At 51.6% G+C, this 223-nt stretch carries 1 rRNA gene; it reads right to left on the reverse strand.

The features are described from left to right. Positions 1–223, reverse strand: a 23S ribosomal RNA gene (locus WFN75_RS22590); the annotation flags it as partial.

The following is a 223-nucleotide window of genomic DNA, read 5'->3' on the forward strand; positions in this document are numbered from 1 at the left end:
TTTTCACCCGCTTTATCGTTACTTATGTCAGCATTCGCACTTCTGATACCTCCAGCATGCCTCACAGCACACCTTCGACGGCTTACAGAACGCTCCCCTACCCAACAACACCTAAGTGTCGCTGCCGCAGCTTCGGTGCATGGTTTAGCCCCGTTACATCTTCCGCGCAGGCCGACTCGACCAGTGAGCTATTACGCTTTCTTTAAATGATGGCTGCTTCTAA

It is taken from the genome of Leclercia sp. UBA7405, from assembly GCF_037152215.1.
In the GTDB taxonomy this organism is placed as follows: Bacteria; Pseudomonadota; Gammaproteobacteria; order Enterobacterales; family Enterobacteriaceae; genus Enterobacter; species Enterobacter pneumoniae.